Raw genomic sequence first — 8,678 nt, 5'->3', positions numbered from 1 at the left:
GAGAGGTACGACGGCGGCTACAGTCAGCTCACCGCCTTCATACACTCGTGGCGCGGCGAGCAAGGCAAGTCTTTGCAGGCCTTTGTACCGCTGACATTTGCACTCGGCGAGGCCTTTCTACTGGAGCGAAGAAGGTCTGCTGATCGGCTCCGTACCACCGATGAGGAGACTCGCAATGCGTGATCTTAAGGCGGAACTCAAAGAACCGCATCTGCATGGCATGGCCGGCGCCTGGGAAGAACTGGCCTCGCAAGGCGAAGCCTCAACGACCTCGTCGAAATGGCTGCTTGAGCATCTTCTCCAACAAGAACATGCGGATCGAGCGGTGCGCTCAGTGAACCACCAGATGAACATGGCCAGACTCCCCATGCATCGTGATTTGGCCGGTTTCGACTTCAGCGCTTCCAGCGCAGATGCCCGCCTGGTCAGGGATCTGTCCAACCTGGAGTTCACCGATACCGCGCAGAATGTCGTGTTCATCGGCGGGCCTGGAACAGGCAAAATACTCCTCGCCACCGCCTTGACCGTGTCCGGGATCACGATGCATCACAAACGCGTGCGCTTCTACTCCACAGTGGATCTGGTCAACTTGCTGGAGCGCGAAAAATAAGATGGAAAGGTAGGCCGAATCGCCCAAGGACTGCTTCGCACAGACCTGGTGATACTCGATGAACTGGGATATTTGCCCTTCAGCCAGAGCGGTGGCGCCTTGTTATTTCACCTGCTATCCAAGCTGTACGAGCACACCAGCGTGGTTATCACCACCAACCTCAGATTCTCGGAATGGTCGAGTGTGTTTGGCGACGCCAAGATGACCACTGCGTTGCTGGATCGGCTGACACACCACTGCCACATCGTCGAAACGGGCAACGAGTCCTACCGCCTGCAACACAGCAGCTTGGTCGCCCAGACGAAGATCAAGTCACGTGAACGAAAGCGCAAGGACGGTATCGAGGACGATGAGCCGTTTTGATCTGCACAATAAATACCCTGCCGCATGTCTACATGCGGTGGGGCTTAATGCCTCTTCTCACTGGGACAGTGCTGCTAAGCTTATCCACAATTGCTGGGGCAAAAATCAGCAATCCGCCCTGGGTCAATTTTCAATCGGCAGGGTGGGTTAGTTTTCAATCAGCGCCGACAAAGATACGAAGGAAATTTCGTGCACTGTGCGTTTTTGGCAACATTTGGCGTTTTAGGCACAGGTTAGCAAAACCTGAAATTCATCTACGCACAGTTTTTTGCGCAGACGGCGGGAACGGTTAGTGGCCATGGAACAATCCTCATAAGTAATAACGGGCGGCACTTTACCAGTTTAAACAACCGATTGCCTGACTCTATGAGGGCCTTGGCCGGCCATTGGGAAAAAAATAGCGGATTCGCCCGACGCGGCACGGCACAAGCCGCTATACCTTGGGGCATAATGCCGACACTTTCGTGACCACTGAGGGAATTTATCGTCATGCCCTCGTCTTTTCTCCCCTCGGCTGTAGGGTTTTACTTCACATGATCAAATCTTTGCGCCCACTTTTTCTTGCCGGTCTTCTTCTGCCCCTGGCCATTTCCGTTTCCGCCGCCCCCGTCAACACCACCCTTTCGCCCAAGGTTCAACAGGCCCTCAAGGCCAGCAAACTGCAAGACAACGCCCTGTCACTGGTGATGATTCCGCTCAACGGCCCGGGCACGGCCACGGTCTACAACGCCGACGTGTCGGTCAACCCGGCCTCCACCATGAAACTGGTCACCACCTACGCCGCCCTGGAAATGCTCGGCCCGACCCACCAGTGGAAAACCGAGTTCTATACCGACGGCACCCTGAGCGGCGGCATCCTCAATGGCAACCTGTACCTCAAGGGCGGCGGCGACCCCAAGCTGAACATGGAAAAACTCTGGTTGCTGATGCGCGACCTGCGGGCCAACGGCGTGCAGCAAGTGACCGGCGACCTGGTGCTGGACCGCAACTTCTTCGTGCAGCCGCAACTGCCGCAGTTCAACGACGATGGCAATGACGAGAACAAGCCGTTCCTGGTCAAGCCCGACTCGCTGCTGGTCAACCTCAAGGCCCTGCGCTTCGTGGCGCGCAATGACTCGGGCAAGGTGCTGATTTCCGTCGAACCGCCGATTGCCAGCATTCGCATCGACAATCAGGTCAAGGCCATCGGCGGCAAACAGTGCACCGGCAACGTTCGCTACAACCCGGTCCCGCAGGCGGACGGCGGCGTCACCGTAACCGTCAACGGCCAGTTGGGCGACGGCTGCAGCTCGCAGACCTACCTGTCGCTGCTCGACCACGCGACCTACACCGCCGGCGCCGTACGCGCCATCTGGAAGGAACTGGGCGGCAGCATCCAGGGCAAGGACCGCCTGGCCGCCGTTCCATCCAGCGCCAAGGTGCTGGCCCGGGCCTTCTCGCCGGACCTGGCGGAAATCATCCGCGACATCAACAAATACAGTAACAACACCATGGCCCAGCAGCTGTTCCTCAGCCTCGGCGCGCAATACCGCACCGAAGCCGATGGCGACGATGCCAAGGCAGCGCAACGGGTGGTGCGTCAGTGGCTGGCGAAGAAAGGCATCACCGCGCCGCATCTGGTGATGGAGAACGGTTCAGGCTTGTCCCGTGCCGAACGGGTCAGCGCCCGGGAAATGGCCTCCATGCTGCAAGCGGCCTGGAGAAGCCCGTACTCGGCGGAGTTCATCAGTTCGATGCCGATCGCCGGCATGGACGGCACCATGCGCAAGCGCCTGAAGCGCACCGCCATGTCCGGTGAAGCCCATGTGAAGACCGGGACCCTGAACACCGTGCGCGCCATCGCCGGCTACAGCCGCGACAGCAACGGCAACACCTGGGCCGTGGTGGCGATCCTCAACGATCCTAAGCCATGGGGCGCGTCCTCGGTGCTCGACCAGGTGCTGCTGGATCTGTATCGCCAGCCGAAACTGGCAGACACCGCTTCGACCCTGTAAGCCGTCACTTGCAGGTGGCGCGGCAACCCCGCGCCACCTCGCTCCTCTGCCCCACTCGCCTCAAGCCATCTCGGCCTGGACCCGGTCGCGCCCTGCCTGCTTGGCCGCATAGACCCCGGAATCCGCCCGCAGCAACAGCCCGTCGGCCCCTTCGTGCTCCCGCCAGCTGGCGATGCCGAAACTGGCCGTGACAATGCCCACGCCATCGATCGGCGAGCTGCGCAGCCCGCGCCACAGCTCCTCGGCCAGGACATAGGCCTGCTGGCCATCGGTGTCCGGGCACAGCACCATGAATTCTTCGCCGCCCAAGCGGCAAAACACATCCGTGCGCCGCAGACGAAGGCTGATGCGCTCACAGACACCGCGCAGCACCATGTCGCCGATGGCATGCCCATGCTGGTCGTTGATCCGCTTGAAGTGGTCGATATCCAGCATGATCACCGCCAGATTGCCCACCCCGCGCTCGACCCGCGCCATTTCCGTCTGCAGGCGCTCCTGGAAATAGCGGCGGTTGTGGATGCCGGTCAGGGAGTCGGTGACCGACAGCGCCCGCAACTCCTCCTCGACCCGCTTGAGGTCGGAGATGTCCGACAGATAGCCATGCCACAGCACTCCACCCCCCGCCAGCTTTTCCGGGGTCGCCTCGCCACGCACCCAGCGCAGGCCGCGCTGTGGCAACTGCACCCGATACTCCTCGCGCCAGGGGCTGAGGTTGCGTGCCGAAGTCCAGATCGAGCCACGCACCCGGGCCACATCGTCCGGGTGAATACGCTCGAACACCGGGTTGGCATCGCGCTGCAACTGCTGCGGATCGATCTCGTAGATGTCGCGGATGCCGTCACTGACGTAGCTGAAGCTGGAATGGCCTTCGGCATCCACCTGGAATTGGTAGATAGCGCCGGGCACATGGGCGCTGAGTTTCTTCAGCAGGCGATCGCGGGCCGCCAGCGCCTCGTGGACCCGCTTGCGTTCGGTGATGTCGATGCAGACGGCCAGGTGCCCGACCCATAAACCGTGATCGTCCAGGACCGGGGTGGCCAGCATGTTCACCACCAGATGGCTGCCATCGCGGCGCACCAGGGTCCACTCGCGGGTTTCCTCGCCACGCTCTTCGGAACCGTCCACCAGCATCGCCTGGCACATCGGGATCTGCCGGCCGTAACGCTGACTGAGGGCTTGCGCGCGCGCATTCAGCTCCGCGGGCAGGTGCAGGCTTTCCAGGGTCAGGTGGCCCACCACCTCGGCGCTGTTGTAGCCGAGCATATGTTCGGCGCCGGCATTGAAGGTGCTGATCACACCCCGCAGGTCCGTGGCGATGATCGCTACCTGGGTCGCCGCATTGAGCACGCTGCGCAGCTGCCCATGGGTGCCGCGCAATTCCTGCTCCCGGACCCGCAGCTCCTCGGTGCGCTGTTCCACCAGCCGCAGCGCGCGCTGCCGCTGGCTGACCAGGACATACAGCAAGGCGCTGAGCAGCAGGCTGAGCAGCGTGCCGAGGATCACCTGGCTGGACACCGAAGAATGGTTGGCCTGGAGGAACACCGCGCTGGGGCGGATGTTCACCTGGTAATCATGATCGGCCAGGCTCAGCACCCGGCTCACCGCCAGCGGGCTGTCCCCCGGGCCGTTGCTCGACTCATAGAGCTTGCCGTACGACTCGGCGGTCGACAGGTCGATGATCTGCACGAACAGGTTGTCCTGGCTCTGTTCGGGCAGGCCATCGACCACCAGTTGGCGCATGCTGATCACCGCGATCACATAACCGTATGGCTCGGGGGTCGACAGGGCCACATCGGTGCGCAGGCTGACCGGAGTCGCCAGGATGATGCCGCGCGCGTAGGAAGGCTCGACTCCGACCAAGCGCACCGGCTGCGAAACCGCCACGCCCCCGCGCTGCCGCGCCCGTTCGAGGGTATCGCGACGCATCGGCTGGGCCAGCAGGTCGAACCCCAGGGGCGAGCCCAGCGGGCTTTGGGTCTGGCTGTAGAGCACCGGTATGTACTCATCGCGCTGGGCGGCTCGCTGCAGCTTGCCCTCGGCATTCAGGTCGGCGATGAAATAATCCGGCGCCCCCTGCTCCTGCGCCATGCGCTCGAACGACGCACGCTCGGCGCGGCTGACGCGCGGCGCCCAGGCGTAGGCCTGGGTCCGATGCAAGAGAGGTTTGGTGTAACCGTCGAAGTCCTGGCGCGAGACCGTACCGGAATTGATGAAGAAGCGCTTGAGACCATCCAGGCGCTGCTCCTGGTCTTCGAAGCGCTCTTCGATGCGGCTATAACGTTCGCTGGCCAACAGCTGGAAGCGTTGGCGCAACTGCTGCTGATACAGATTGAGGGTCGACCAGGCCAGCAGCCCGGTCAATACACAGCCAAACAGCAATACCAGTAGCGCGACCAGCCAGGCCGACACGTCTTCGCTGATGAAGCCCAAGATTTTCGGGCGTACCGAGTGCAACGACATAAGCAAAACTCATAACGCCAGCGAACATGAGCGTCACATGGGCTTGCATTGAGTTATAGCTATTCGCCACTAATTTGGCTAGAGCAAAGAGCCTTGAAAATCAAGGCTCTGTGGATCCAATCAACATCAGCGGGCGGTGATTTTCCAGGCCCGGTGGATCTTGCCGTTACGGGCAAAATCCGGGTCGATGGTCTTGGCGGTGATCTCCTCGACGGAGTAGCGCGCCGCCAGGTTTTCCTCGAGCTGGAACTTGCGGAAGTTGTTGGAGAAATACAGCACGCCACCGCTGGCCAACCGGGCCATGGCCAGGTCGAGCAGTTGCACGTGGTCACGCTGCACGTCGAACACCCCTTCCATGCGCTTGGAGTTGGAGAAGGTCGGCGGGTCGATGAAGATCAGGTCGAACTCATCGCGGCAGGTCTCCAGCCAGGCCATGACATCGCCCTGCTCCAGACGGTTCTTGTCGGAGAAACCGTTGAGCGACAGGTTGCGCCGCGCCCAGTCCAGGTAGGTCTTCGACAGGTCGACGCTGGTGGTGCTGCGCGCCCCGCCTTTGGCCGCGTGCACACTGGCGGTGGCGGTGTAGCAGAACAGGTTGAGGAAACGCTTGCCGGCGGCTTCTTTCTGAATCCGCAGGCGCATCGGCCGGTGGTCGAGGAACAGCCCGGTGTCGAGATAGTCGGTGAGGTTGACCAGCAGCTTCACGCCGCCTTCGCTGACTTCGGTGAACTTGCCCTGGGCGCTCTGGCGTTCGTACTGCCTGGTGCCGCTCTGGCGCTCGCGACGCTTGATCACCACCCGGCTCTTGTCGACGTTCAACGCCTGCGGAATCGCCGCCAGGGCATCGAACAGACGGGCCTGGGCCTTTTCCGGGTCGATGGATTTCGGCGCGGCGTATTCCTGCACGTGCACCCAGTCGTGGTACAGGTCGATGGCCAGGGAGTATTCCGGCATGTCGGCATCGTAGACGCGATAGCACTCGACGCCTTCGCGCTTGGCCCACTTGCCCAGCACCTTGAGGTTCTTCTGCAGGCGGTTGGCGAACATCTGCCCGCCTTCGCTCAGGCGCGCCTGCTCGACCACGGGGGCTGGCGCCGGCGCTGGCTTGATCGGGTTGCCGTTCTTGTTGTACTGGCGCTCCTGCGGAACCAGCGGCGCCTTGTCGGCCTCGGCCTGTTCCCGCTCGATCTGCCGCTGCTCCGGGGTACGACGCTCACCGGTGACGAACTGATCCGGCTGCACCTTGATCAGCAGCAGCTTGCACGGCAAGGCGCCGTTCCAGAACGAATACTGCTTGTGGCTGCGGATGCCCATGCGCTTGCCCAGGTCCGGCGCGCCGGTGAACACCGCCGCCTCCCAGCCCAGGCAAGCCTGACGCAGGCGTTCACCTAGGTTCTGGTAGAGATACAGCAGGCTGGCCTCATCACCCAGGCGCTCGCCGTAGGGCGGGTTGCTGATCACCAGGCCTTTCTGGTTCTGGTCCGGGCGCGGCTCGAAGGTCGCCACTTCGCCCTGGTAGATCTTGATCCACTCACTGAGGCCGGCGCGCTCGACGTTGTTGCGCCCTGGCTGGATCAGCCGTGGGTCGGCTTCGTAACCGCGAATCCACAGCGGCGTCTTGGCCAGGCCAGCCTGGGCCCGCGCCTGGGCTTCTTCGTGCAGCTTGCGCCACAGGGCCGGGACGTGACCGAGCCAGGCGGTGAACCCCCACTGCTCGCGCTTGAGGTTGGGGGCGATGTCGGCAGCGATCATCGCCGCCTCGACCAGGAATGTGCCCACGCCGCACATCGGGTCGGCCAGGGCGCCGCCATTGGCCGCGATACGTGGCCAGCCGGCACGGATCAGGATCGCCGCCGCGAGGTTTTCCTTCAGCGGTGCCGCGCCCTGCTGCAGGCGATAGCCGCGCTGGTGCAGGCTGTGGCCGGACAGGTCGAGGGAAAGGATGGCTTCGCCGCGATCCAGGCGCAGGTGAATGCGCAGGTCCGGGTTGAGCTTGTCGATGGAGGGACGCTCGCCAGTCGGCGTGCGCAGCCGGTCGACGATGGCATCCTTGACCTTCAAGGCGCCGAAGTGGGTGTTGTCGATGCCCGAGCCGTGGCCGCTGAACTCCACCGCCAGGGTGCCGTCCGCCAGCATGTGGTCCTGCCAGTCGACGTCATGCACGCCGTGGTAGAGGTCTTCGGCGTCCTTCATCGGGAAGCGCTTGAGCACCAGCAGTACCCGGTTGGCCAGGCGCGACCAGAGGCACAGGCGGTAGGCGGTCTCCATGTCGGCCATGCCGCGCACGGCCGAGGTATGTTCGCGCGCGTCTTCAAGGCCAAGCCCGGCGGCTTCCTCGATGAGCAGGCCTTCAAGGCCTTTGGGACAGGTGAGGAAGAGTTCGTAGCGATCCGACATGGGAGTTCAGGGCCTTTAGCAATAAGTGAACGGACAACGCATCGTCCGCCCGGTTTTCAATCAAGCGCTTTTCTTGAAGAGCGCTCGCGTGGCACGAATCTGTGCCGTCCCGCCCCTGCTGTTCAGCTCGCCGCTAGCGGTGACCACGGGGGCCAAAAGAGCTTAGATGCCGGGGCAGATAAATAAGTCAGTGAAACAAAAGGTCATAACTCGACCTTTCATCGAATAATACCTGAGTGCAACGGAGTGGAATTCTCACTAAAGCATTAAGCCCATCATCCAGTAAGAGGCTGATCAGAGCGAGGTTTGCCTGACTGAGCCGAGGTAAAGCAGGCCGTTCTTATGGCCTTAGCATCATTATCGTTACGTCCTTATGACAAAACGATCATTCCCACGCTGTGACGCATTGGTTAGAAATCAACTCAGGTTGGCGCCGCAACGACGCCAACACCACGCTCGCGACGCCGGCAGCGAGCACCAACGGCAGAAGCAATCTGCCCGGCCTCAAACGAGGCCGACGGGACATAAGACAGTCAACAAGTGAGGGAAACACCCTATGAGAAGACTTAAGCGTGATCCGTTGGAAAGAGCATTTTTGCGCGGATATCAGTATGGCGTTCATGGCAAGTCCCGTGAGCTTTGCCCATTTACTCTACCGTCGGTACGCCAAGCCTGGATCAATGGCTGGCGCGAAGGACGCGGCGACAACTGGGACGGTATGACCGGCACTGCGGGAATCCACAGACTCAACGAACTTCACGCCGTCGGCTAAAACAGGGCACACATTCCGACACCAAAATCTGAATACGTAACGACTTAACCACGCACGTCCCATCCGGACGGCGGGCTGCGGC

Annotated in this window: 4 protein-coding genes and 3 pseudogenes; 4 read left to right on the top strand and 3 right to left on the bottom strand. The window is 61.9% G+C overall.

The genetic code is table 11. From position 1 onward, the window contains the following. Together DK261_RS33205 and istB are read left to right on the top strand one after the other, a co-directional pair. Positions 1-190 (top strand): annotated as a pseudogene (locus tag DK261_RS33205) (IS21 family transposase); the annotation flags it as partial. After that, positions 176-973, top strand: a pseudogene (istB, locus tag DK261_RS17380) (IS21-like element helper ATPase IstB). The pseudogenes DK261_RS33205 and istB, both read left to right, overlap by 15 nt. A gap of 237 nt (positions 974-1,210) precedes the next feature. Here the strand turns inward: istB and DK261_RS32895 are convergent. Continuing rightward, positions 1,211-1,273 (bottom strand): annotated as a pseudogene (locus DK261_RS32895) (hypothetical protein); the annotation flags it as partial. 233 nt (positions 1,274-1,506) lie between these two features. Here DK261_RS32895 and dacB point away from each other — a divergent pair. Beyond that, positions 1,507-2,967: a D-alanyl-D-alanine carboxypeptidase/D-alanyl-D-alanine-endopeptidase gene (gene dacB / locus DK261_RS17370; RefSeq protein ID WP_009042933.1), complete on the top strand. Its 1,461-nt coding sequence runs from the start codon at positions 1,507-1,509 to the stop codon at positions 2,965-2,967. Positions 2,968-3,027: 60 nt separating this feature from the next. Here the strand turns inward: dacB and DK261_RS17365 are convergent, their stop codons facing one another. Then, positions 3,028-5,427 carry a diguanylate cyclase gene (locus DK261_RS17365; protein ID WP_028682009.1) on the bottom strand — a complete coding sequence of 800 codons (2,400 nt, stop codon included), beginning with the start codon at positions 5,425-5,427 and terminating at the stop codon, positions 3,028-3,030. Between the two features lie 126 nt (positions 5,428-5,553). Continuing rightward, positions 5,554-7,824, bottom strand: a complete 2,271-nt coding sequence (gene rlmKL / locus DK261_RS17360; protein ID WP_110176060.1) for a bifunctional 23S rRNA (guanine(2069)-N(7))-methyltransferase RlmK/23S rRNA (guanine(2445)-N(2))-methyltransferase RlmL — start codon at positions 7,822-7,824, stop codon at positions 5,554-5,556. A 556-nt stretch (positions 7,825-8,380) separates the two neighbouring features. Here rlmKL and rmf point away from each other — a divergent pair. Next, entirely contained in the window at positions 8,381-8,596 is a 216-nt protein-coding gene (rmf, locus tag DK261_RS17355; protein ID WP_002553055.1) for a ribosome modulation factor, read from the top strand. Positions 8,597-8,678 lie beyond the last annotated feature (82 nt).

The sequence above is a fragment of the Pseudomonas sp. RW409 genome, from assembly GCF_003184125.1.
In the GTDB taxonomy this organism is placed as follows: domain Bacteria; phylum Pseudomonadota; class Gammaproteobacteria; order Pseudomonadales; family Pseudomonadaceae; genus Aquipseudomonas; species Aquipseudomonas chlororaphis_I.
The sequence above is the reverse complement of the archived record's forward strand: the minus strand, read 5'-3'. Positions and strand labels throughout refer to the sequence as shown.

Bases quoted from the DNA above. Each gene is read 5' to 3' on its own strand.
- rlmKL (WP_110176060.1), bottom strand. From the start codon at position 7,824: ATGTCGGATCGCTACGAACTCTTCCTCACCTGTCCCAAAGGCCTTGAA.
- DK261_RS17365 (WP_028682009.1), bottom strand. From the start codon at position 5,427: ATGTCGTTGCACTCGGTACGCCCGAAAATCTTGGGCTTCATCAGCGAA.
- dacB (WP_009042933.1), top strand. From the start codon at position 1,507: ATGATCAAATCTTTGCGCCCACTTTTTCTTGCCGGTCTTCTTCTGCCC.
- rmf (WP_002553055.1), top strand. From the start codon at position 8,381: ATGAGAAGACTTAAGCGTGATCCGTTGGAAAGAGCATTTTTGCGCGGA.